Annotated in this window: 22 protein-coding genes; 18 read left to right on the forward strand and 4 right to left on the reverse strand. The window is 46.2% G+C overall.

All coding sequences use genetic code 11. The annotated features are described in order from the left end of the window. Positions 1–2 precede the first annotated feature (2 nt). The 14 genes from fliF to flhB all read left to right on the forward strand — a co-directional run bounded on the left by fliF (position 3) and on the right by flhB (position 13,371). Positions 3–1,751: a flagellar basal-body MS-ring/collar protein FliF gene (fliF, locus tag AC6R00_RS05190; RefSeq protein ID WP_500639551.1), complete on the forward strand. Its 1,749-nt coding sequence runs from the start codon at positions 3–5 to the stop codon at positions 1,749–1,751. Then, the gene (fliG, locus tag AC6R00_RS05195; protein ID WP_500639552.1) at positions 1,744–2,799 is read left to right on the forward strand and encodes a flagellar motor switch protein FliG; all 1,056 of its coding nucleotides are present in this window, start codon (positions 1,744–1,746) and stop codon (positions 2,797–2,799) included. The genes fliF and fliG overlap by 8 nt, the downstream gene beginning before the upstream one ends. Positions 2,800–2,819: 20 nt before the next feature. Beyond that, a complete protein-coding gene (fliH, locus tag AC6R00_RS05200; RefSeq protein WP_500639553.1) occupies positions 2,820–3,620 on the forward strand; it encodes a flagellar assembly protein FliH in 801 nt (266 codons plus the stop codon). Beyond that, the gene (gene fliI / locus AC6R00_RS05205) at positions 3,620–4,942 is read left to right on the forward strand and encodes a flagellar protein export ATPase FliI (protein ID WP_500639554.1); all 1,323 of its coding nucleotides are present in this window, start codon (positions 3,620–3,622) and stop codon (positions 4,940–4,942) included. Before fliH ends, fliI begins: the two co-directional genes overlap by 1 nt. A gap of 6 nt (positions 4,943–4,948) precedes the next feature. Further along, on the forward strand, positions 4,949–5,389 hold the full coding sequence (fliJ, locus tag AC6R00_RS05210; protein WP_500639555.1) for a flagellar export protein FliJ: 441 nt from the start codon (positions 4,949–4,951) through the stop codon (positions 5,387–5,389). Positions 5,390–5,528: 139 nt separating this feature from the next. After that, the gene (locus AC6R00_RS05215) at positions 5,529–7,592 is read left to right on the forward strand and encodes a flagellar hook-length control protein FliK (protein WP_500639556.1); all 2,064 of its coding nucleotides are present in this window, start codon (positions 5,529–5,531) and stop codon (positions 7,590–7,592) included. 35 nt (positions 7,593–7,627) lie between these two features. Next, complete coding sequence (gene fliL, locus AC6R00_RS05220) at positions 7,628–8,125, forward strand: flagellar basal body-associated protein FliL (protein ID WP_500639557.1); 498 nt, start codon at positions 7,628–7,630, stop codon at positions 8,123–8,125. A 7-nt stretch (positions 8,126–8,132) separates the two neighbouring features. Beyond that, on the forward strand, positions 8,133–9,182 hold the full coding sequence (gene fliM / locus AC6R00_RS05225) for a flagellar motor switch protein FliM (protein WP_500639558.1): 1,050 nt from the start codon (positions 8,133–8,135) through the stop codon (positions 9,180–9,182). Positions 9,183–9,203: 21 nt separating this feature from the next. Next, positions 9,204–9,614 (forward strand): flagellar motor switch protein FliN, encoded by a 411-nt coding sequence (gene fliN, locus AC6R00_RS05230; protein ID WP_049846666.1) that lies wholly within the window; start codon positions 9,204–9,206, stop codon positions 9,612–9,614. A 13-nt stretch (positions 9,615–9,627) separates the two neighbouring features. Further along, positions 9,628–10,029, forward strand: coding sequence for a flagellar biosynthetic protein FliO (gene fliO / locus AC6R00_RS05235; protein WP_500639559.1), 402 nt, complete (start codon positions 9,628–9,630; stop codon positions 10,027–10,029). Next, entirely contained in the window at positions 10,022–10,891 is an 870-nt protein-coding gene (fliP, locus tag AC6R00_RS05240) for a flagellar type III secretion system pore protein FliP (protein ID WP_500639560.1), read from the forward strand. Before fliO ends, fliP begins: the two co-directional genes overlap by 8 nt. A 13-nt stretch (positions 10,892–10,904) precedes the next feature. Next, positions 10,905–11,174: a flagellar biosynthesis protein FliQ gene (gene fliQ / locus AC6R00_RS05245; RefSeq protein ID WP_004744470.1), complete on the forward strand. Its 270-nt coding sequence runs from the start codon at positions 10,905–10,907 to the stop codon at positions 11,172–11,174. Between the two features lie 8 nt (positions 11,175–11,182). Beyond that, a complete protein-coding gene (fliR, locus tag AC6R00_RS05250; RefSeq protein WP_500639561.1) occupies positions 11,183–11,965 on the forward strand; it encodes a flagellar biosynthetic protein FliR in 783 nt (260 codons plus the stop codon). A gap of 275 nt (positions 11,966–12,240) precedes the next feature. After that, positions 12,241–13,371: a flagellar biosynthesis protein FlhB gene (flhB, locus tag AC6R00_RS05255; RefSeq protein ID WP_500639562.1), complete on the forward strand. Its 1,131-nt coding sequence runs from the start codon at positions 12,241–12,243 to the stop codon at positions 13,369–13,371. A gap of 208 nt (positions 13,372–13,579) precedes the next feature. Here the strand turns inward: flhB and smrB are convergent, their stop codons facing one another. Beyond that, positions 13,580–14,110 carry an endonuclease SmrB gene (gene smrB, locus AC6R00_RS05260; RefSeq protein WP_038197586.1) on the reverse strand — a complete coding sequence of 177 codons (531 nt, stop codon included), beginning with the start codon at positions 14,108–14,110 and terminating at the stop codon, positions 13,580–13,582. A 62-nt stretch (positions 14,111–14,172) separates the two neighbouring features. Between smrB and prmB the strand changes: the two genes are divergently transcribed. From prmB to AC6R00_RS05275, 3 genes are all read left to right on the forward strand, one after another. After that, positions 14,173–15,105 carry a 50S ribosomal protein L3 N(5)-glutamine methyltransferase gene (gene prmB / locus AC6R00_RS05265; RefSeq protein ID WP_054961311.1) on the forward strand — a complete coding sequence of 311 codons (933 nt, stop codon included), beginning with the start codon at positions 14,173–14,175 and terminating at the stop codon, positions 15,103–15,105. A 183-nt stretch (positions 15,106–15,288) separates the two neighbouring features. Beyond that, positions 15,289–16,374: a chorismate synthase gene (gene aroC, locus AC6R00_RS05270; RefSeq protein ID WP_500639563.1), complete on the forward strand. Its 1,086-nt coding sequence runs from the start codon at positions 15,289–15,291 to the stop codon at positions 16,372–16,374. Between the two features lie 234 nt (positions 16,375–16,608). Beyond that, positions 16,609–18,513: a bifunctional metallophosphatase/5'-nucleotidase gene (locus tag AC6R00_RS05275; RefSeq protein WP_500639564.1), complete on the forward strand. Its 1,905-nt coding sequence runs from the start codon at positions 16,609–16,611 to the stop codon at positions 18,511–18,513. 39 nt (positions 18,514–18,552) lie between these two features. Here AC6R00_RS05275 and AC6R00_RS05280 read toward each other — a convergent pair whose 3' ends face one another. Then, positions 18,553–20,553 carry a DUF885 domain-containing protein gene (locus AC6R00_RS05280; protein ID WP_500639565.1) on the reverse strand — a complete coding sequence of 667 codons (2,001 nt, stop codon included), beginning with the start codon at positions 20,551–20,553 and terminating at the stop codon, positions 18,553–18,555. A gap of 253 nt (positions 20,554–20,806) precedes the next feature. After that, positions 20,807–21,430, reverse strand: a complete 624-nt coding sequence (locus tag AC6R00_RS05285; protein ID WP_500639566.1) for a trimeric intracellular cation channel family protein — start codon at positions 21,428–21,430, stop codon at positions 20,807–20,809. 218 nt (positions 21,431–21,648) lie between these two features. Here AC6R00_RS05285 and AC6R00_RS05290 point away from each other — a divergent pair, with 218 nt between their 5' ends. Beyond that, positions 21,649–22,179: an elongation factor P hydroxylase gene (locus AC6R00_RS05290; RefSeq protein ID WP_500639567.1), complete on the forward strand. Its 531-nt coding sequence runs from the start codon at positions 21,649–21,651 to the stop codon at positions 22,177–22,179. Positions 22,180–22,229: 50 nt separating this feature from the next. Here AC6R00_RS05290 and AC6R00_RS05295 read toward each other — a convergent pair whose 3' ends face one another. Then, positions 22,230–22,697 (reverse strand): hypothetical protein, encoded by a 468-nt coding sequence (locus tag AC6R00_RS05295; protein WP_500639568.1) that lies wholly within the window; start codon positions 22,695–22,697, stop codon positions 22,230–22,232. Positions 22,698–22,701: the final 4 nt, after the last annotated feature.

Consider the following 22,701-nt stretch of genomic DNA (forward strand, 5'->3'; position numbering starts at 1 on the left):
CTGTGTCAGAGCAAAATTCATCAACCGATCTAACCGTGACTGAAGGTGCTGGCGAAAGCGCAATGGTGGCTACCTCGGATCTTGATACGCAAGTTCAAAACCCTGATTTGGACGAAAAATCCAGCTCCAAGTTTGATATGGCGGTGGGTGATCTCGATTTACTTCGTCAGGTAGTACTGGTTCTTTCTATATCTATCTGTGTTGCTCTGATTGTTATGCTGTTCTTCTGGGTTAGAGAACCAGAGATGCGTCCTTTGGGCATCTATGAAACAGAAGAATTGATTCCTGTCTTAGATTATCTCGATCAACAAAAGCTCGATTACAAACTTGAAGGCAATACCATTTTGGTTCCTGCAAGTAATTTCAATTCGCTTAAGCTTGATATGGTTCGTGCTGGTCTTAATCAAGAGAAACAAGCTGGCGATGAAATTCTTCTGCAAGATATGGGCTTTGGTGTATCTCAGCGTCTAGAACAAGAACGTCTCAAGCTAAGTCGTGAACGTCAACTGTCTAAAGCGATAGAAGAGATGAAGCAAGTTCGCAAAGCGCGTGTCCTGCTTGCGTTGCCAAAACAGAGTGTATTCGTTCGCCATAACCAAGAAGCATCCGCATCAGTATTTCTAACGCTCAATATGGGCGCTAACCTCAAACAAGAAGAAGTGGATTCAGTCGTTGATATGGTGGCTAGTGCGGTACCAGGAATGAAACCTAACCGCATTACCGTCACTGATCAGCATGGTCGCTTGCTTAGCTCAGGTTCCCAAGACCCAGCATCAGCAGCGCGTCGCAAAGAGCATGAATTAGAGCGTAAGCAAGAACAAGCGCTGCGTGAAAAAATTGACTCAGTGCTCATCCCAATCTTAGGTTTTGGTAACTATACCGCTCAAGTGGATATTGAACTCGACTTTAGCGCGGTTGAACAAACCAGTAAGCGTTTTGACCCTAATACACCTTCAACACGAAGCGAATACACGTTAGAGGATTACAACAACGGTAACGTCGTTGCAGGTGTACCTGGTGCGCTAAGCAACCAGCCTCCTGCAGACGCGTCTATTCCACAAGATGTGGCGCAGATGAAAGATGGCACGACCTTAGGTCAAGGCTCTGTACATAAAGAGGCGACGCGTAACTTTGAACTTGATACCACGATCAGCCACGAACGTCGTCAAACAGGAGTGGTAAATCGTCAAACTGTCGCGGTAGCTGTTAAGAATCGTGCGGTTGTTAATCCGGATACCGGAGAGACCAGTTATCAACCAATTTCTGACGCTGAACTAAACTCTATTAAGCAGCTATTGATTGGTACCGTAGGGTTTAGTGAAGCACGTGGTGACTTACTTAATGTACTGAGTATGCAGTTTGCAGAGCCTGAAGTTGAAGTCTTGGCGGACGTGCCTATTTGGGAACACCCTAACTTCAATGACTGGATTCGTTGGTTCGCAAGTGCATTGGTCATCATTGTTGTGGTCTTGGTACTTGTCCGCCCAGCATTGAAAAAACTCCTCAACCCTGCGTCGGATGAAGATGAAGATCAACTTTACGGACCAGATGGACTACCAATTGGTGCTGATGGTGAAACCAGCCTAATTGGTGGCGACCTAGACGGTGGTGAGTTGTTTGAGTTTGGCTCAAGTATTGACTTGCCTAACCTACACAAAGATGAAGATGTGCTGAAAGCAGTGCGTGCACTGGTTGCTAATGAACCTGAGCTGGCAGCACAAGTAGTGAAGAATTGGATGCAGGATGCCTAACGAAATAGTTCCACAGGAAGAGGGCGGTGAGGTAGTAGAAAACACCGTGGATATATCAACCATCCCGGGCGAAGAGCGCGCGGCGATTCTTTTACTCAGCCTTAATGAGGAAGACGCTGCGGGTATTATTCGCCATTTAGAACCGAAACAAGTTCAGCGAGTAGGTAGCGCGATGGCGCGCGCTGCGGACTTAAGCCAAGAAAAGGTCGGTGCTGTTCACCGTGCCTTTTTAGAAGATATTCAGAAATACACCAACATTGGTATGGGCAGCGAAGACTTTATGCGCAATGCGCTAGTCGCCGCACTGGGTGAAGATAAAGCCAACAACCTAGTTGACCAAATCTTATTGGGTACAGGTTCGAAAGGTCTCGATTCGCTGAAATGGATGGACCCTCGTCAGGTAGCGAGCATCATCATCAACGAACACCCGCAGATTCAAACCATTGTACTCTCATATTTAGAGCCTGATCAGTCAGCTGAGATCCTTAATCAGTTCGCTGAGCGGGACCGCTTAGATCTAATGATGCGTATTGCCAACCTAGAAGAAGTTCAGCCTTCGGCACTGGCTGAACTGAACGAAATCATGGAGAAACAGTTCGCAGGTCAAGCAGGTGCTCAAGCAGCCAAAATTGGCGGCCTGAAGGCTGCGGCAGAGATCATGAACTACATGGACAACAATGTCGAAGGTATCTTGATGGAGCAAATTCGCGATCAAGACGAAGACATGGCAACACAGATTCAAGATCTTATGTTCGTATTCGAGAACCTTATCGAAGTGGACGACCAAGGCATCCAGAAATTGCTGCGTGATGTTCCGCAAGATGCGCTACAGCGAGCACTTAAAGGTGCCGATGAGCCTCTACGCGAGAAGATCTTCAAGAATATGTCTAAACGTGCCGCTGAGATGATGCGCGATGACCTTGAGGCAATGCCACCAATCAAGGTATCTGATGTGGAAGCAGCGCAGAAAGAAGTATTGGCAATTGCACGACGCATGGCTGATTCTGGCGAGATCATGCTGGGTGGCGGTGCGGACGAGTTCCTATAATTTAACTGAACAAGGTATCTATGTCTTTGGAAAGGAAACGCGGTTTTTTACGTCTGGATAACGATGAGCTGGTAGAAAAACCAGAGCGATGGGGTATGCCTGATTACACCTCGCAAACTCATAAGCAGGCCAAAGAAACGGCGATGAATTACGATCCGAGCTGGATGCCTATCGCTGAACCTGTAGCAGAAGAAGCGCCGAAAGAGCTCACTGAAGAAGAAATTGAGCTGATTAAACAGCAGGCTTATCAGGAAGGGCTTCATCAGGGGCAAGAGGCTGGCTTCAAGCAAGGGTACGAAAAAGGCAAAGAGCAAGGTACACAAGAGGGTCATCAAGAGGGCCTAGAAGCCGGTAAGATCGAGGGTGTTGCTGCTGGACAAGAGTTTATTCAGCAGCAGGTTCAGACGTTTGTGAATCTGGCTAACCAATTTGCTCAACCACTTGAGTTAATGAATGCTCAAGTCGAGAAACAACTCGTCGACATGGTACTGACTTTAGTCAAGGAAGTCGTTCATGTTGAGGTACAAACCAATCCTCAAGTTATCCTAGATACCATTAAGCAATCGGTAGAGTCGCTTCCGATCTCGGGGCACGCGATCACTCTGAAACTTCATCCTGATGATGTTGAAATTATTCGCACTTCATACGGTGCTGAAGAACTCGAATTCCGCAACTGGACACTGATGGCTGAGCCAGCGCTAAATCGTGGTGATGTTCAGATTGAAGCTGGGGAGTCGAGTGTCAACTACCGTATGGAAGATCGTATCCGTAGCGTTATTCAAAGCTTTTGTGGAGTGAATCGCCACCAGGGTGGTGAGTAGTGCTAGCTCTCGCCGATCGTCTTTCACAATACAAAACTCAAGGGCTCACATGCCGACCTGTCGCTGCGGGTAAATTAGTCCGCGTTGTCGGGTTAACTCTCGAAGCAACAGGATGTCGAGCGCCCATCGGCAGTTTATGTAGAGTTGAAACCATGCATGGTGAGATGGAAGCGGAAGTCGTCGGCTTTTCCGGTGAAAGCTTATACCTAATGCCTAGTGAACAAATCACAGGTGTCCTACCTGGTGCGAAAGTCACGCCGTTAACCAGTGAATCTGGCTTACCTGTGGGTATGGAATTACTTGGACGAGTTATTGATGGTGTGGGCAACCCACTTGATGGTCTTGGCCCGATCTATACCGAAAAACGCGCTTCCTTTAACGCGGACCCAATTAACCCTCTTGCCCGTAAACCTATCTCTGAACCACTTGATGTCGGCATTAAAGCCATCAATGGATTGTTGACCGTAGGCAAAGGCCAACGTATTGGCCTATTTGCGGGCTCTGGTGTTGGTAAATCGGTCACCTTGGGTATGATGACCCGAGGTACAACTGCGCAAGTTGTTGTTGTCGGCTTGATTGGTGAACGTGGCCGTGAGGTTAAAGAGTTTATTGAAGAAATTTTGGGTGTTGATGGCCGTCAGCGTTCTGTCGTGGTCGCCGCGCCTGCCGACTCTTCACCACTGATGCGATTAAAAGGGTGTCAGACCGCGTTAACCATCGCTGAGTATTTCCGTGATCAAGGACTCGATGTCCTACTCTTGATGGATTCTTTGACCCGCTTTGCCCAAGCTCAGCGTGAAATAGCACTTTCTGTCGGTGAGCCCCCAGCAACCAAAGGTTATCCGCCTTCAGTGTTTGCTAAGTTACCTGCTTTGGTTGAACGAGCGGGTAATGGTAGTCCTGAACAAGGCTCTATCACTGCGTTTTTTACTGTTCTTACTGAAGGTGATGACTTACAGGACCCAATTGCTGATGCGTCGCGTGCTATTCTTGATGGTCACGTAGTACTGTCTCGTGAAATGGCGGATGCCGGACATTATCCAGCGATTGATGTTGAGAAATCAGTCAGTCGTGTTATGCCTCAGATCACTTCTGAGGAGCATGTGTTGATGTCTAAAGCAGTACGTCAGGTTCTGTCTGTGTGCCGTAAGAATCAAGATCTTGTTTCAATTGGAGCTTATAAGCCGGGGACGGACCCTGCAATAGACGGTGCGTTTACGCTTAAACCTAAGTTGGACGGATATTTGCAGCAGACGATGAAAGAGACGGTGCCATACGACATGTGTCTCAACATGCTTCGCGGGCTGTTACAAGGCGAGTAATAAGCGATGGATAACGCACTGGAATTTCTTTTAGAACAGGCAAAAGAGCGAGAAAACCAAGCAGTTTTGGCGTTGGGCCAAGCTCGTTCTGAGCTAGAAGGGTATTATCAGCAGCTTGAACAAATCGAAAAATACCGTCTTGATTATTGCCAGCAGCTCGTTGATCGTGGTCAACAAGGTCTCACAGCCAGTCAATATTCCCACCTTAATCGCTTCTTAACCACGCTCGATGAAACTTTGGCTAAGCAGAAGCAAGCAGAATCGCACTTTAAAGGCCAAGTAGAAGGGTGTGAGCAGAACTGGTTGGAGAGTCGTAAACAAAGACGCTCCTACGAATGGATGATAGAGAAGAAACAGGCGGAAAAAGAACGTCAGCAAAACATTCGAGAACAAAAACAGATGGATGAATTTGCGACCCTTCAGTTTTCCCGCAGAAGTTTGAATTAACCTCATAAGCTTAGCTGAACGTCAATGTGCTGCTTTATATGGCGTGCTTCTTGCAGTAAATCTTTAAATTAACGCAATCCTATTGGCACCTTGCCGCCTAGAGTCTGACTGGCGCTGAGCAATTAAGAGTGAACCTGGTATGAATATCAATCTATCGTCGGTATCTGAAAGTCCTAAAGTGACTAACGCCACAACAGAAGGTGGTGACGCGACCTCTGAATCTTCAGAGTCAGGTGGTTTTTTCTCCAAACTTGCTGCACTCATTAAGGGGGAAGGTGAGTCAGAGGGCAAAGTTGACAAGAGCCAAGCGACAACGAGCGCAGAAGGTGAAGAGGCGAGCGTAGAGAGTGATGCTGAAGTTAAAAGTGTCAAGGTCGCAGCAACCGAGAGCCAAAGTGCTGATGAGCTTTTGGATTCGGAAGAGAGCCCGTCTATCAAGTCAGAGAAGTCTTCGGCTGAAGGTGAGGTCAGCGAGACTGCAAAGTCAGTAGTTTCCGATAAGGAAGTCGCTCAAGCCAGTTCCCAATCCGCGGAAAAAATCGTTTCAGACAATGATGAAGTCTTGCAGAGACTTGATCACTCAAATAAGGCTCTTCAACCAAAAGACGGCAAACCGTTGCCACAAGATGATTCTACTCAGCAGGTTGTTACCGACAAAGCTGCGCAAGGCAATGAAGAGGCGGCACTGGGCGCTGCTAAAGCGGTGAGCAATAATGTCGATGATGATCAAGTTCAGCCGACTAACTTAAGTCCAAAGGCACAGAATACTGATCCTGAAACCAAGAAAGCGATGACGTCGCAGCAGCATGAGACCGTTGTCGTAAAATCTGCCGAGGGTGAAGAGGTTGAGGTTCCAGCGTCTGCAGAGCGCTTTGTCCAACAACCTTCAGAGCAGAAAAACGGTAAGTTAGATCAACAACAGCCAAGCGAAAAGGTACCGACTTCGGTGACAGGGGCAACGGTACTTAATCAAGATGACGTTGTTAAAGCTGCAGACCAACCAATTAAACCCCAAGTTGATAGTGAACACTTACACGCTGAACATGTTGCGAGTAGTGAAACAAAAGTGCAGGCGAATTCCGATTTAGAACAATCAGAAGCTTCGGACTCAGCTGTTGTTGAAGGGGCCGCCTTGGCCGCAGGAGCTACGGTATTGGGGGGAGCAGCGGTAGCTGCAGCGTCTAGTGCCGAAAAAGCGCCTGATGCCGCCAGCACTGTCGCGGTGCAGGCTCCGAGCGGAGTGCAATCATTAGCAGCGGCAGGCGATAATCAAACTGAAAAAGACATTGATCCTAGTATCGCAGCCGCGGCAGTAGCCGCTGGCGCTATCCCTTGGGCTGCTTCGGCAGAAGGCCAAGCGAAAGAAGACGTCGCCATTAAAACGGACGCTATGCCTAAGGCTCAGCAAGCGCCAGTCGCTCAGTCGGTACATCAAGCCATTGTTAACCAGCAATCTCAAGCACAGCTTGCACATTCTGCGCAGCAGCAAACTGTTGTCCCAACCATGCCGACTGACTTAGCCGCGGCTCAAATACAGCAAATGGCAGCGTCACCAAATGCAGCTATGGTTCAAGACCAAGCCTTTCTTAAAGCGGTTATGGGGGCAAAAGCGGCGGGTACGCTTGGGCAAATGGCGGCCAGCAAAGATGGGGCCCAGCAAGGCGCTGAATCCAATACAGGTTTCGCTCAGCAATTGGCGCAGGCTTCAGGCCAGCAAGGCCCGGGGGCTTTAGGTCAGGTTAGAGCTGAACAAGCCGCTCAAGCGCCATTGCAATTAAATCGAGAGCTTGCTGGAGAGCAAGTTGCTGAGCGCGTGCAGATGATGATGTCGAAGAACCTGAAAAACATCGATATTCGTCTCGACCCACCAGAGCTTGGTCGAATGCAGATACGTATGCATATGAATGGTGATGCCGCGACGGTGCACTTTACGGTTGCCAACCAACAAGCCCGCGATGTGATTGAACAATCAATGCCGAGATTACGCGAAATGCTTGCTCAACAGGGTGTACAATTAGGAGACAGTTCTGTTCAGCAACAAGCGTCCGGTCAGCAGCAAAGACGCTACGCCGACAATGGACAAGGAAATAATGGTCAAGGTAACAGCAATCAGGGCTTCTCAGGAGAAGAAAACCTTGAACCAGACATCAATCTTGATTTGAATGTCGCAGCAAAGCGTGATGGAATTAGTTATTACGCTTAAACTGTTAAAAACAAAAGAATAGAGAACGTTAAGTTATGGCAGACGAAGAACTCGAAACGGAAGCACCCAAAGGAAAAAGTAAACTACTTATCATCATTATTGCAGTAGTCGTTTTGCTTGCAGGTGGTGGCGGAGCTGCTTTCTTCTTAATGGGCTCAGATGAGCCAACAGAGGGACAAGAAGCAATGCAACAAGAAATTGCTGCGCCAACAGACCCAGTGGCTTACGTCAATATTCCTCAACCATTTCTGTTTAATGTTACGGGTGATAAGAAAGATCGCCTAGTTCAGATTAAAGTTCAGCTCATGGTGCGTGGTAGTGAGAACGAGAACCTTGCCCGTTACCATTCTCCACTGATTGAAAGTTCGCTATTAAGTACGTTTGCTTCTGCCACTGTAGACCAGTTACGTACGGTGAATGGTCGAGTTGAACTACGCGATAAAGCGACTGATGACATTAAAGCCAGTTTGAATAGAGCAGTAGGGCAGCCTGTGATTGAACGTGTGCTGTTTACTGACTTTGTAATGCAATAGGTGACGAGTGACTGATCTATTAAGCCAAGATGAGATTGATGCTCTCTTACACGGTGTAGATGACGTTGATGAGGCCGAAGAGGAAGAAGTTGCCTCGGATGCCAGTGCGGTAGACTTCGACTTCTCATCACAAGACCGCATTGTTCGTGGTCGAATGCCAACGCTAGAGTTGATCAATGAACGTTTCGCCCGCCATATGCGAATCAGCTTGTTCAACATGCTACGAAAAACGGCTGAAGTCTCTATTAATGGCGTACAGATGATGAAGTTTGGTGAATACCAAAATACGTTGTATGTACCGACTAGTTTGAACATGGTTCGCTTCAGGCCGCTCAAGGGCACCGCGCTGATCACCATGGAAGCACGTTTGGTGTTTATCTTGGTAGAGAACTTTTTTGGTGGCGATGGTCGTTTCCATGCTCGTATCGAAGGTCGTGAATTTACGCCAACCGAGCGTCGAATTGTTCAATTGCTGCTGAAAATAGTCTTCGAAGACTATAAAGAAGCTTGGTCGCCAGTAATGGGGGTTGAGTTTGAGTATCTTGATTCTGAAGTGAACCCGAGCATGGCGAACATCGTCAGCCCGACGGAAGTGATTGTCGTGAGCTCCTTCCATATTGAAGTGGATGGCGGAGGCGGTGACTTCCACGTGGTGATGCCGTATTCCATGGTTGAACCGATTCGCGAACTGTTAGATGCGGGTGTTCAATCAGACAAGATGGAAACTGATGTTCGTTGGAGCACAGCTCTGCGTGAAGAGATTATGGATGTTCCGGTTAACTTCCGCGTAGACTTGCTAGAACAAGACATCTCGCTACGAGACCTTATGGAGCTTCAACCTGGAGATATCATCCCAGTTGATATGCCTGAGCATGCGGTGATGTTTGTCGAAGAGTTACCAACCTATCGTGTCAAGATGGGGCGCTCTGGGGACAAGCTAGCCATTCAAGTTTCAGAAGAAATTAAACGACCAGATGTGGTTAAAACGGATATCGCCTTCTTAGGTAAAGACGTCATTTCTGAATTAGAAGAAGACGAAGGCGAAATCGAAGATTAAGAGAGTGAATAGGTAACAAATATGGAACCGAGTGACGACCAAAAACTGGCGGACGAATGGGCGGCGGCATTAGGAGAAGATCCAGATGCACCTGAGGTAGACGTCGATGAGGTAATGAACGCTCAGCTCGACGAACTACAAGATACTTCGTCACCAATCTCAGAAGATGAGCGCCGTAAGCTAGATACTATCTTAGACATTCCGGTCACTATCTCGATGGAAGTTGGCCGTTCGCAGATCAGTATCCGTAACTTGCTGCAGCTAAACCAAGGCTCTGTTGTTGAATTAGAGCGTTTAGCGGGTGAGTCACTGGATGTATTAGTTAACGGTACCTTGATTGCTCACGGAGAAGTGGTTGTTGTTAACGATAAGTTTGGTATCCGTCTTACAGACGTTATTAGTCAAACTGAGCGTATTAAGAAACTTCGATAGTGTAAGGATAAGTATGTCTTTAAAGGTTAACGAGTGCTTACTTTACTCGTTTCTACTGCTTTCTCCTTCTGCCATGGCTACCTCGACTGCGCCAGGTAGTCAGTTAGATTGGGCGACCACCTTTGGGTCGCTCTTATTCGTTATAGTCTTTATTTTATTTTTGGCGTGGTTACTCAAGCGTATGCGAGTTCCTGCACTCGTTAATCATAAAGGCTTAAGTGTTGTGCGACAAATTGCGGTTGGTCATAAAGAGCGTATCGTGATTGTTCAAGCTGGAGAGGAGCAGTTTTTGGTTGGTGTCACCGCGCAGTCGATACAGTTAATCTCGAAACTGGAGAAACCTTTGTCTCAGGAGGAGATGGCTACGAGTCCTTTTTCCAATCAACTGACTCAGCTATTAAAGAAGAATGATTAAAGCTAATAACCTAACACTGATTGTCTTAGCGTTTGTTCTGACACTGTTTTCTACGCTCACTCTTGCCCAGCAGGAGCTAGAAACTCCTGTGCCTGCTAATGTTGCTCCATCTGATTCAGTGACAGTCACTGCGATGGAAAAGGAGCAAGGGGCGTCACGCACGATAGCCGCAGGCACGACGACAGGGGGGGGCATTCCAGCCTTTACTATGACCACCAATGCTGACGGTGGTGAAGACTACTCCATCAACCTACAAATTCTCGCGTTGATGACCATGCTTGGTTTCTTGCCAGCCATGGTTATTTTGATGACATCATTCACGCGAATTGTCGTTGTTATGTCTATCCTCCGCCAGGCGATGGGTTTGCAACAAACGCCATCCAACCAAGTCATTATTGGTATTGCTATCTTCCTCACCTTTTTCATCATGTCGCCAGTGCTAAACAAAATTAACGATGACGCGATTCAGCCATACATCAATGAGCAGATAACTGCTCGCGAGGCATTTGATGTGGCTCAAGTGCCAATGAAAGACTTTATGCTCAAGCAAACGCGTGTCAAAGACTTAGAAACCTTCGTCAATATTTCAGGTTCGACGGCAACAAATCCGGAAGATGTTTCGATGGCGGTGTTAATCCCTGCCTTTATTACTTCAGAGCTTAAAACGGCTTTCCAGATAGGCTTTATGCTGTTTTTGCCCTTTTTGATTATCGACTTGGTGGTGGCATCGGTATTGATGGCGATGGGTATGATGATGCTTTCTCCTATGATCGTATCACTTCCATTTAAATTGATGTTGTTTGTCTTAGTAGATGGCTGGAACCTAATTTTGTCGACCTTGGCCGGCAGTTTCGCCTTGTGACGGGAGAAAGAGTATGACTCCTGAAATGTTCGTTGAGCTGTTTCGTGAAGCACTTTGGATGGTACTCATCATGGTGTGTGCGATCATTATTCCCAGTCTGCTGATTGGTTTAGTGGTTGCTATTTTCCAAGCGGCGACCTCGATCAACGAACAAACCTTAAGTTTCTTACCCCGTTTGATTGTTACGCTACTCGCGCTGATGTTGTTTGCTCACTGGATGACCCAAATGCTGATGGAGTTTTTCTTTAGCATGATTGAGCGACTGCCTCAGGTTCTCTACTAGGTAGCGTTATGGAATACCCAACGAGCGTTGTTTTAGACTGGATAGCCAACTATTTTTGGCCTTATACCCGAATTGCAGCCATGCTAATGGTGATGTCGGTAACGGGCGCTCGTTTTGTTTCTACTCGTGTTCGTCTTTATTTGGGGTTAGCGATTACCTTTGCGGTTATGCCTGCGATCCCGGCGGTGCCGGATAATATTGAACTGCTCTCTTTTGCCGGTTTCATGACCTTGCTAGAGCAGATTATTATCGGTGTTGCGATGGGCACCGTGACCCAATTTATGATCCAGATTTTCGTTATCCTCGGTCAGATCTTAGGTATGCAGTCGAGCTTAGGTTTTGCGTCAATGGTTGACCCTGCCAACGGCCAGAACACCCCCTTACTTGGTCAGCTATTTATGTTTCTAGCGACCATGTTCTTCTTAGCAACCGATGGCCATTTAAAGATGATCATGTTGGTCGTTATGAGCTTCAAGTCACTGCCAATTGGCACTGGCTCACTAACCACGGTCGATTTTAGAGAGTTAGCCTTGTGGTTAGGCATTATGTTTAAAGCGGCGTTGAGTATGTCGCTATCAGGCATTATCGCACTACTAACGATCAACTTGTCGTTTGGTGTTATGACGCGTGCTGCGCCGCAGTTGAACATTTTCTCATTAGGCTTTGCTTTTGCGCTTATGGTCGGTTTGTTACTGTGTTGGTACATTATTGCCGGGCTCTTCAACCACTATGAGCTAATCTGGTTACAGGGTGAACAGCAAGTTTGCTCGTTCATCAGGCTGAACTGCTAGGGTCTGTTGACCTTTTGAGCTGATTTATGCAGCAGTTTGTGGGTTCTTTCTGCAAGGCAGAGGCTTTGAATTGTAGTTGCTCTACCTGATAAGCCGATAACGCAGCAGAAGGGAGCCACAAACGCTGCCCGAAGGGTTCGGCTAAAAGCGTTTTACTCTTTGTTGAGAGGAGTTTTGCTTAGAATGACTAGGCGGCAAACCTCTCGCCGCGATTAAAACGCTTTTATCTCGAACAAAATTTAACCGCAAAAGGTCAACAGACCCTAGGAGGCTGAATGGCAGAGTCAGACGGTCAAGAACGCACAGAAGACGCCACGCCCAGACGCTTGCAGCAGGCTCGTGAAAAAGGGCAGGTTGCAAGGTCAAAAGAGTTAGCGTCGGTATCTGTATTGGTCGTAGGAGCCATCTCCCTCATGTGGTTTGGGGAGGGGCTTGCACGCGCGCTATTTGGTTCTATGGGCAGGATGTTTACTCTTTCACGAGAAGAGATTTTTGACCAAGTTAAGCTGTTTGATATTGCTTTGGGCTCATTAGGTAGTTTGCTCCTACCTTTGTTGCTTATTCTAGTCACTCTATTTCTAGCGGCTTTGATAGGGGCTGCCGGGGTTGGCGGAGTTAGCTTTTCTGCGGAAGCCGCAATGCCTAAATGGTCGAAGATGAATCCGTTAAGCGGCTTAAAGCGTATGGTCGGTTTGCAAAGCTGGGTTGAGCTGATTAAGTCCATCCTCAAAGTAGCTTTGGTGTCTGGCATGGCGTTCTATTTGATCAGTGCTGCCAAGGAAGACCTATTTCAATTGAGCTTGGACGTTTATCCGCAGAACATTTTTCACTCGCTGGATATATTGCTCGACTTCATCTTGCTGATTAGCTGTACCTTGTTAATTGTCGCGGCAATTGATATTCCATTTCAGATTTGGCAACACGCCAATCAACTAAAAATGACAAAGCAAGAAGTCAAAGACGAATACAAAGAGACCGAAGGTAAACCGGAAGTCAAGGGCCGTATTCGCCAGCTACAACGAGAGGCTGCGCAGCGCAGAATGATGTCTGAAGTGCCACAAGCCGATGTTATCGTAACCAACCCAGAGCACTTTTCCGTTGCGTTGCGCTATAAGCAAGACACTGATCGTGCTCCAATTGTGGTGGCGAAAGGAACTGACCATATGGCACTTAAAATTCGTGAGATTGCTCGCGAGCACGATATCTATGTTGTTCCCGCTCCGCCATTAGCCCGTGCGCTGTATCATTCAACAGAATTAGAGCAAGAGATCCCTGACGGGTTATTTACCGCTGTCGCGCAGATCCTTGCCTACGTATTCCAGTTGAAACAATACCGCAAACGCGGCGGTCAAAGACCGAACCTCAAAGCGTCAGAGCTGCCGATTCCACCGGAGTATAGGAAATAGGAACGGGCTACGCCTTTGAGAATGCTACGCTACGAGAATCGAGATCGGGCTTCGCCCTGCGAGATGGGTATGCTAGTAGTCTATCAGAAGTCGTTGACGTGAGTTGTTCTCAAAGAGATACAATTATCTCGTATCTCGTATCTCGTATCTCGTATCTCGTATCTCGTATCTCGTATCTCGTATCTCGTATCTCGTATCTCGTATCTCGTTATTTCTCCGGAATTGAAAGCAACACCAACAGTGCGCCATCGCCGCCAAATTCTAACGGTGCTTGGTGGAAAGCCATCACGTCAGGGTGCTGAGCAAGCCATAGTGGGGCTTTTTGCTTAAGGATATGTTTACCGATGCCATGCTGCACACAAGCACAAGAGATTTCATTCTTGATGCAATAGGCGATCATCGCACCAAGTTCGCGTTTTGCTTCTTGCTGCGTCATGCCGTGCATATCCAAAAACACATCGGGTACATACACACCACGGCGCAGGCGTTTTACTTCGTACTGGGAAACATCATCACGCGCATAACGTGTTGGACCATCTTCATTGAGAAGCGGAACAAACTCATCTGAGAAGTAAAACTCTGTATCGCTTGCTTCACGGGCTGTTCGAGTAATTTCTTTTTGCTTAGTATTTTTTTTTGGCTGCTGGACTATGGTATCCTGTGACAACTTTTTTACGCCTTGTACTGCATCCCTAAAAAGGGCGAAGTCGTCATCCATATCGGTGTCTTTTTTGCTCATGGGACTAATTAGTAAATATATAAATGCAATTAGCAGTATTGTAGCGCTTTTCGGAGGCAATTTTGGATAAGATTTTTGTAGAAGAAGCGGTTTCAGAACTTCACACGCTTCAAGATATGATTCGTTGGACTGTCAGTCGTTTCAACGCTGCGAACCTTTTTTACGGTCATGGCACTGATAACGCTTGGGATGAAGCGGTACAGCTGATTCTACCAACACTGTACTTGCCAATTGATGTGCCTCCGCATGTACTGAATTCTCGTCTTACAACTAGCGAGCGTATGCGTATTGTTGAGCGTGTAGTAAAGCGCATTAACGAACGCACTCCAACGGCTTACCTAACCAACCGCGCTTGGTTCTGCGGGTTAGAATTCTTTGTTGATGAGCGTGTATTAGTGCCACGTTCTCCGATTGGTGAGATGATTCAAGCTGAGTTCCAGCCTTGGTTAGTTGAAGAACCAACACGCATTATGGATCTTTGTACCGGCAGTGGTTGTATTGCTATTGCTTGTGCGCACGCTTTCCCTGAAGCGGAAGTGGATGCGATTGATATTTCAACCGATGCTTTACAAGTTGCTGAGCAGAACGTTCAAGATCATGGTATGGAGCAACAAGTTTTCCCAATCCGTTCTGACCTATTCCGTGATCTGCCTAAAGAGAAGTACAACCTAATTGTGTCTAACCCACCTTATGTGGATGAAGAAGACATGAATAGCCTACCAGACGAGTTCACTCATGAGCCAGAGCTAGGCTTGGCGGCGGGTACAGATGGTCTGAAGCTTGTACGTCGCATTTTAGCGAACGCGCCAGATTACCTCACCGACAACGGCATTCTTATCTGTGAGGTAGGCAACTCTATGGTGCATATGATGGAGCAATACCCACATATTCCATTTACATGGATAGAGTTCGAAAACGGCGGTCACGGTGTGTTTATGCTTACTCGTGAACAGATGTTAGAACACGCAGCAGAGTTTTCTATCTACAAAGATTAGTTGTTCTATTTGATGATTTTAACAAAACGCCAAGCAGATTATGCTTGGCGTTTTTTATTGCGGGTTAAAAAGCAAAATAGATCCTTTTTAGGGGTTTACATCAAACCGTAATAAAGCGACTATGAATTTACGAAGAATTGAAGTGTAAAGCCCACTTTACGGGCACATAAGATTGAGGAAGTAATGGCAGGAAACAGTATCGGACAACATTTCCGAGTCACCACGTTCGGGGAAAGTCACGGTATCGCACTAGGATGTATCGTCGACGGATGTCCTCCGGGTTTAGAAATCACTGAAGCGGATATTCAAGTTGATTTGGATCGCCGTCGCCCAGGCACTTCTCGTTATACCACTCAACGCCGCGAACCGGATGAAGTAAAGATTCTATCTGGCGTATTTGAAGGTAAAACAACGGGTACTTCAATTGGTCTGTTGATTGAAAATACCGATCAACGCTCGAAAGACTATTCAGAAATTAAAGACAAATTCCGTCCGGGCCACGCGGATTACACCTACCATCAAAAGTATGGAGTGCGTGATTACCGAGGTGGTGGTCGTTCTTCTGCACGTGAAACGGCAATGCGTGTTGCAGCAGGGTCAATTGCTAAGAAATACCTTCAGCAAGAATTTGGCGTTGAAATCCGTGCTTATCTTTCTCAAATGGGTGATGTTTCAATTGAGAAAGTGGATTGGGACGAGATTGAAAACAATGCATTCTTCTGCCCAGATGCTGACAAGGTAGACGCATTTGATCAACTTATTCGTGATCTGAAAAAGCAAGGTGACTCTATTGGTGCCAAGCTTCAAGTGGTTGCGACCAATGTTCCTGTTGGTCTTGGTGAGCCAGTATTTGACCGTTTAGATGCAGACATTGCCCATGCACTAATGAGCATCAATGCGGTGAAAGGTGTCGAGATTGGTGACGGATTCGATGTTGTAAACCAAAAGGGCAGCGAGCACAGAGATGAGCTAACTCCAGACGGTTTTGCCAGCAACCACGCTGGTGGCATCTTAGGCGGTATTTCTACGGGTCAAGATATCGTGGCGAATATTGCGCTAAAGCCGACTTCAAGTATTACTGTGCCAGGTGAAACCATCACTAAACAGGGTGAGCCAACGCAACTGATCACTAAAGGTCGTCATGACCCATGTGTGGGTATTCGCGCAGTACCTATTGCTGAAGCCATGTTAGCGATTGTGGTATTGGATCATTTGCTTCGTCATCGCGGTCAAAATCAAGGTGTGATGACAGAAACACCAAAGATTTAATCAACCAAAGATTTGAAAACGGCCTCCATTTATGGAGGCCGTTTAGTATGTGTGTCAATAAATGTGAGGGCTATCTATTGGTTGGCTAAATGCTAAAGTCTGACTGTGATTTATGTCACAATTTTATTTGTAATAGTAAGGTCAAGTTATCTGTTGTGATGACAGAGATCACACATATATGTCCGTCTTTATACTAGTATCCGCCTGGTTTATTAACAACTAGGTGAATAAAAAATGAACAAGAAGCTGTTATCTTGTGCAATCCCTTTTTTCCTCTCTTTTCCTACATTCGCCGCTGATGGAGACATTCATCAGGTTACCATCTTAGGTACATCTGATATTCATGGTCATTTTATGCCATGGGATTACGCCGCGGATAAACTCAACATGCGTGGAAGCCTTAGCCAAATTGCGACAAAAGTTAAGGACATTCGTCAGCAAGAGTCTAATGTCATCTTGGTTGATGCAGGCGATACGATTCAAGGTAACTTTGTCGAGACATTCAAAGATGAACCGATTGATCCTATGATGCTTGGCTTCAATGAGATGGATTATGACGTTTGGGTCTTGGGTAACCATGAATTTGATTTTGGCGTCAGTGTGCTCAATCGTTCTCTTAAGCAGTTTAAAGGTCAAAGTTTAGCTGGCAACATTAAGCGCCCAGACGGTAACCGATTCCTACCAGGCTACACAATTATCGAGCGTGGCGGCATAAAAATTGGTGTGATTGGCATGGATACTCCAATGACGGAAGTGTTTGCCAAAGGTACTAACCGTTTAGATGGTATGACATTTACTAACCCTAGCCTCGAAGTGAAAAAGATCATTAAAAAGCTGGATGATCAAGTTGATGCGCTAGTGCTCGTTGCGCACATGGGGATTGATAATGAAAATGACATTGCTGATACGGGTGTGACAGATATTGCCAATATCAACCCAGAGCTAGATGCTATTGTCGCAGGCCATATGCATACACGCATTGATAAGGTTGTCGTCAATGGCGTTATTGTTACAGAGCCAGATAAGTATGGACGTGCACTTTCGCGTGTCGATCTTCAATTTGAAGAACGCGATGGACAATACACCTTAGTCAACAAAGACAGCTTTACTTATAAGATCGATGGCATTGTCTCGGACGAAAAAATGGAAGAGTTGTATCAGCCATACCACAAGCGCTTAAGAGAGATGGCTAACCGTCCAATCGCTGAGCTAAAAGGTGTTGACCTAGTCCCTGAAAATGAAATTCGCGGAATTCCGCAGGTTCACGTGCAAGATACGGGGATAAGTGCCTTGTACCAAGAAGCGAGCTTCTATTACTCACCGAAAGCAAATGTGATTGCTCTACAAATTGACAACGATAAAGCGCAGCTTAATGTTGGGACAATTAAGGCTAAAGACATCGCCTACAACTATCAGTATGCAGGTGGCGAAATTACCGTTTATGAGATGACGGGTAAAGACCTTAAAACTTACATGGAGTGGTCAGCAGGGTACTTTAATTCGGTGAAGCCCGGTGATGTGACTTACAGCTTTGACCCAGAACGTCGCGCATCAAAATACTCGACGAACGACTTTTTTGCAGGTGTCACCTATAAGATCGATTTAACCCAACCGAAAGGTCGACGAATCACAGATCTTAAGTTCGCAGATGGAACCCTTGTTAAAGATGATACGGCGATTCGCCTAGGTATGAATAGCTATCGTATGGGCCATTTGACTAAGCAAGGTGGAGTGCTTGAAGGTCGTGACTTTAAAGTGTTGTCTGATTCGAAAGCGGTGTATGGTGAAGAACAAGGTACGATTCGCAACTTAACCATCCGCTATTTGACCGAACAGAAGAAAGGCCACTACCAAAGCAAGCCGCAAAAGCGTTGGCAGCTAGTGGGTATGGATGATAGTTACAACAAAGAACGAGAAGTGGTTAAAACTCTTATTAATAAAGGTAAGATCTCTGTACCAAGTAGTGAAGATGGTAGATACACCAACATTGCTTCAATCAATGTCAAAGGGCTTAAGTTTGCCAATGACCAAGCAGCGAAAGAAGCGGTGAAAATGCGTCAAAACAAATTTGCCTCAGCTTCAGATTATGAAAAACAGGCTCTTGAGAGAGACATCGCAATAATAGAAGCGATTAACTAAATAGCATGGGCTTGGTAATACCAAGCCCATTTTCTATCTCTATTTTTTTGACGCTATCCAATTGTTGATGTTTTCGCGTACCACCTCCATAGGTTGCTGCCCATAGCGCAGTAGCTGATCATGAAACTCGGCATAGCTGAATTGATCACCTAGCTCACTTTGTGCTTTAGCCAGCATTTCTTTGATCACCAAGTAACCTGATTTGTAAGAAACAGCTTGGCCTACATAGGCAGCATAGCGGAAGCTTTCCGATTCGATATCTCCGTCCCCAAGCGCCGAGTTAGCTTTCATATAGTCACGCGCTTGTTGAATGCTCCATCCTTGGCTGTGAATGCCTGTATCAATAGCTAAGCGCATATTACGCAACTGTGCTTCATTTAAGCTGCCAAAGTATTGAAGGGCGTTACACTCTTGTTCATCCTTATAGATACCTCCTTGTAGTTGGCTGTAATCGGCGTTAGTGGTACACATTCCTGTCCCGTTGCTAAAGCTCGGTTTGCCATGGTTATCCAACTCACCGTAGATGCCCATTTCTAATCCTAGCCATTCGGTGTAAAGTGCCCAACCTTCGCCGTAAGCGGTGTACCAAACATCCTCCATATAGGCGGGTTTGTTTGCTGGTGGGTATTCAAGCGCATAAGCATTTTGGAAATGGTGCCCTGGCGCGGCTTCATGAAGCAATAGCGTGGAAACATTCCATTTCTGCAAACTGTAATCCGGGTTCGTGTTAAGGGTGAAGACATTGTCATCATAGGAGGCGACACCAGCGTATAGCTCGTCTTCTGCCGCGGTTGGCTCAATCGAGTAGTCGGTTTTAATCGGTTTGAAATAACCTTGTACGACATCATTGGCGTTGACTTTGAACAGGTAGTAATCCGTTAATGCGCTTTCACACGCCGTGGGAGTTGAAGCTTGGCTGCATACTTCACTGTACTGCTTGTTACCAATCGAATGTCCATCTCGCCCATAGAAAAATTGTTCGCTATTGAGGTATTTAAAAAACTCATCAAGACTAATTTTTCCTGAATCATTGGCAAGCTCAAAGGTGTGTTTTTCAACTTTACCTGTGATTGGGTTCCGATAGTCAGCTTCGACGATTGTGCCCCGTTTCTTAACGACAAGCTCCGCAACCCGAATCATTTCAGCTTTGGCATCTTCTACCAGTTGTTCTCCTAATCGATGTAATTCTGCAGCGGATTTTCCAGTGGTACTGTTTCTATCTAAATGCCACTGATACCAGCTTTGTCCGTTGGGTAAGTCTCCCCAACCGATGTTTGTATCAGTAAGCTGTCCATCGCCCCGCGCGGCTTTGGTGTACTGACCGTGAAGGTAAGCGAGTAGCTTTTGCGTCGCGAGCTGCGCTTTACCCACTTCTTTTTCGTACTGGTGGACAAATTTAGGGCTGTATTGAGATTGAGTCTTGAGATCTTTCAAACCGACTTTGAGGATAGAGAAATCATCATAGCTAATTGCATCGACGCTGCTTTGGTAAAGCCTTTCAGCAAGAATTGCAGGCAACTGTATGCCTTCTAGCTGGCCTTGCTTGTATTGGCTGCGTAGGTTGTTTACCCAAGACGTGTACTCTTGAAGCGTTTCGAGTTGATCGTGATATGTTTTCGATTCATCGTCATCGGTATCGATCGCAGCGCCTGCTTCTTCGGCGTTCCATTGAATGTAGTTATAGAAGTGGGTAACGGGTACATCTAGGTTGCCAAAGCGAGCATTGGCAAAGCTAGCGCCACGGATTGCAGTGGTTCGATCGAAGCGAAATGTGTCGTAGTAAACCTTCTCTTCATTCGATAAAGCACTACGGTCAATTTCGAGTAGTTTACTCAGGTAGAGCCTATCAAGCGTTTGTTTCGCGTTGGCCATTTGATCGTTAACAATGCCAAATTGCGAGCTGTCCAGTGACTTATATTCGGAGCCATATTCATCTAGCAAAGCAGACAACTGTTGAGACGCGTCCGGTGTGGACAAAGAGCTACATCCGGATAGGGAGAGTGTAAGTACAGAGAGAGTAAGACCTAGTCTATTTTTCATTGTTAGACCTTTTGCTTATTAATTGTAGTAGGAGTAAAAAGGAAAGATCTTGGTTGGACCAATGCCTGAACTTTCCTTGTTGGCGATAAGGGTAAGATAAATGGCTCGCTAGGATTGTGCAAAAGGTCACAGGATTAACTTACTGATAACTAACCACTTGTGTACGGCAATTTGAAAGTTCGTGGCTATGTAAGCGGTGGGTAAAGAGATGAGTCGATATAAAAACGCCCTGTAAAACAGGGCGAATGCGAGATTAGTGCAGTGAACCTTCGGTTTCGAGATGGAATGACGGCAGTCTCCACTTGAAGCGAACCGCTGCCATACGCAGCAAGTAACCGACTATCAGAGTCGAAATCGTTGCTGTCACATCATTAACACCAAACTCTAGCTGAAGTAGGTACATTCCCGATGCGATAAGTGCTACCGAGGCATACAGTTCTTCATGCAGTACCAACGGTGTTTGACGACAGATTAAATCTCGCAATAAGCCACCGAAGACACCGGTAACTAATGCTGAGACCATACAAATCAGCGCATGGTGACCCATTCCTATCGCAACTTTGGTACCGATAATACTAAATACAATAAGACCCAAGGCATCTAATCGAATGAATAAGCCTTTTAGTTTAAGGACCCACTTTGCTAAACCTGTAGTCAGTACGCCTGCCACACAGGTAATGGCAAGAAACTCTGGATTTTTAACCCAACCAAGTGGGTAGTGACCCAGTAGAATGTCGCGAACTGTACCGCCACCAATTGCCGTTGCACTGGCAACAAGCATGACACCAAACCAATCCATTTTGCGTCTGCCTGCACTCAAAGCACCCGTCATTGCTTCCGCAGTAATACCGATAATATATAAAACACTTAGCAGCATGGTGAATTCTCAATAAATGGCCAAAAAGTTAGGCTGATCACATAAAATTAAGGCGTGAGTGTAGTAGGAAATGTGATCTGTGACGAATGAGATTTTGTTGGTGTGAAATTACTTTTCAGATAACTATTTCTAATATCACTATATAAGTTGTGGATTTGCAATTACCATTAAAAATGCGAAAATGCTTGCCGCTGTATAAAAACGCTAACCACTGAGCTATGAACCACGACTACCAAGACTTAATCCGTATTTTTAATGACACATTTTTGGCTGACTATAACACCAAACTTGAGCTAGGTGGTGACGAGCCAATTTATCTGCCAGCAGATGAAAAAATACCGCATCATCGGATTATTTTTGCTCGTGGTTTCTATGCGTCAGGAATGCACGAAATTGCTCATTGGTGTGTTGCAGGGCCTAAGCGTCGATTATTGGAAGATTTTGGCTACTGGTATGAGCCAGATGGTCGCACTGAACAAGTACAGGCTGAGTTTGAAAAGGTAGAGATTCGCCCACAGGCTTACGAGTGGATTCTTTCTCAAAGTGCTGGGTTTCCATTTACAGTCAGTTGCGACAACCTCAATGGTGATTTTGAACCTGACCGCTTAGCCTTTATGGCGAAAGTGCACAGCGAAGTCGGAAAGATCTTCGAGCAAGGAATCCCACTGCGGGTCAAGATGCTGTCAGATGCATTAAGAGCTTATTATCAAGTTCCAGAGCTAAACTACTCGATGTTTGCCGTGAAATGAAAAAAAGCCGCATTATGCGGCTTTTTTAGGTCAACAGGATCTAGTCTTGACTATTGGATAAGCCACTGAGTTTGTGGCTGATTGTTATGATTGAGGGTATACACAAGCGGCGCTGTATTGGGTTCCATTACAGACACAACAGCAATGAGCGATTCACAGTGATTTGGGACCTGAAGCTGGTAGCTACCCGTGCCAGATTGTAGCGCTGCCTTAACCAAGCACTTGTTGTAATCCACCGACTCTAGATTACCGCCTGCGTTGTCGCAAATGGAGATGTAAACTTGTGACGAGGCTAAGTGAGGCAGGCTCACATCGACATCCACTTTGTAAACAGAAGTCAGGTTATTGGAAGGATCAATTTGCAGTGTGCTGAGAGAGACTGGCGTACTGCTGCCCGCAGGAGATGAAGAACCCGTTGACCCTGAAGCGCTTCCATCACCACCACCTCCTCCTCCACAACCGTAGATAGGGAGGATTAAAGCGAGTCCAAGTAACATTGTTGTATTTGAATTCCACATAATA

It is taken from the genome of Vibrio sp. R10-SF1-ISO8, from assembly GCF_059833805.1.

Coding starts and splice junctions, on each gene's coding strand:
- fliQ (WP_004744470.1), top strand. CDS start 10,905: ATGACTCCTGAAATGTTCGTTGAGCTGTTTCGTGAAGCACTTTGGATG.
- flhB (WP_500639562.1), top strand. CDS start 12,241: ATGGCAGAGTCAGACGGTCAAGAACGCACAGAAGACGCCACGCCCAGA.
- aroC (WP_500639563.1), top strand. CDS start 15,289: ATGGCAGGAAACAGTATCGGACAACATTTCCGAGTCACCACGTTCGGG.
- fliN (WP_049846666.1), top strand. CDS start 9,204: ATGGAACCGAGTGACGACCAAAAACTGGCGGACGAATGGGCGGCGGCA.
- fliG (WP_500639552.1), top strand. CDS start 1,744: ATGCCTAACGAAATAGTTCCACAGGAAGAGGGCGGTGAGGTAGTAGAA.
- AC6R00_RS05285 (WP_500639566.1), bottom strand. CDS start 21,430: ATGCTGCTAAGTGTTTTATATATTATCGGTATTACTGCGGAAGCAATG.
- AC6R00_RS05280 (WP_500639565.1), bottom strand. CDS start 20,553: ATGAAAAATAGACTAGGTCTTACTCTCTCTGTACTTACACTCTCCCTA.
- smrB (WP_038197586.1), bottom strand. CDS start 14,110: ATGAGCAAAAAAGACACCGATATGGATGACGACTTCGCCCTTTTTAGG.
- fliL (WP_500639557.1), top strand. CDS start 7,628: ATGGCAGACGAAGAACTCGAAACGGAAGCACCCAAAGGAAAAAGTAAA.
- AC6R00_RS05290 (WP_500639567.1), top strand. CDS start 21,649: ATGAACCACGACTACCAAGACTTAATCCGTATTTTTAATGACACATTT.
- fliJ (WP_500639555.1), top strand. CDS start 4,949: ATGGATAACGCACTGGAATTTCTTTTAGAACAGGCAAAAGAGCGAGAA.
- AC6R00_RS05215 (WP_500639556.1), top strand. CDS start 5,529: ATGAATATCAATCTATCGTCGGTATCTGAAAGTCCTAAAGTGACTAAC.
- fliR (WP_500639561.1), top strand. CDS start 11,183: ATGGAATACCCAACGAGCGTTGTTTTAGACTGGATAGCCAACTATTTT.
- fliO (WP_500639559.1), top strand. CDS start 9,628: ATGTCTTTAAAGGTTAACGAGTGCTTACTTTACTCGTTTCTACTGCTT.
- AC6R00_RS05295 (WP_500639568.1), bottom strand. CDS start 22,697: ATGTGGAATTCAAATACAACAATGTTACTTGGACTCGCTTTAATCCTC.
- fliH (WP_500639553.1), top strand. CDS start 2,820: ATGTCTTTGGAAAGGAAACGCGGTTTTTTACGTCTGGATAACGATGAG.
- AC6R00_RS05275 (WP_500639564.1), top strand. CDS start 16,609: ATGAACAAGAAGCTGTTATCTTGTGCAATCCCTTTTTTCCTCTCTTTT.
- fliP (WP_500639560.1), top strand. CDS start 10,022: ATGATTAAAGCTAATAACCTAACACTGATTGTCTTAGCGTTTGTTCTG.